The organism is Bradyrhizobium sp. GW821-FHT12B03, assembly GCF_058807535.1.
The window spans coordinates 1-593 of sequence record NZ_JBXAQU010000062.1 but is presented as its reverse complement, the minus strand read 5'-3'; the positions used below and the strand labels follow the sequence as shown (position 1 = coordinate 593).

General features: G+C 69.6%; 1 protein-coding gene. It reads right to left on the bottom strand.

Going from position 1 to position 593, the window contains the following annotated elements; translation table 11 throughout:
• On the bottom strand, positions 1 to 572 hold a 572-nt coding region (locus AC1RUR_RS38360), incomplete at its 3' end, for an acyltransferase domain-containing protein (protein ID WP_492853353.1).
• Positions 573 to 593: the final 21 nt, after the last annotated feature.

The window sequence follows — 593 nt, the reverse complement described above, 5'->3', positions numbered from 1 at the left end:
CCCTCCGCCTCCAGCACATGCACGCCGTCCAGGAACCGCACCGGGCTTCGCACCTGGCGCACCCAGTAATCCGCGCTGCAAAGCTCCTCTTTGGTTGCCAGGCGGCCCGTCACGTTGCTCACGACCGGCAGACGCGGCACGCCGAACGTGACCGACGACAGCACCTTGCCGAACGCCGCCAGCATCGGCTCCATGCGCTGCGAGTGGAACGCGTGGCTCACCTGCAGGCGGCTGGTCCGGCGGCCCTTGCTCCTGAACGCCTCCGCCAGCGCCAGCACGGCGGCTTCATCGCCTGAGATCACCGTCGAGCGCGGCCCGTTCAGACCGGCAATCTCGACACCGCCTGTCAGCAGCGGCAGCACTTCATCCTCGCCCGCCTCGACCGCCACCATGGCGCCGCCGGCGGGAAGTGCCTGCATCAGGCGGCCACGTGCCGCCACCACGCGGCAGGCATCCTGCAGCGACCACACCCCCGCGACATGCGCGGCCGCAAGCTCGCCGATGGAGTGGCCGAGCAGAATGTCCGGCGTGATGCCCCACTGCTCCAGCTGGCGGAACAGCGCCACCTCCATTGCAAACAAAGCCGGCTGTGC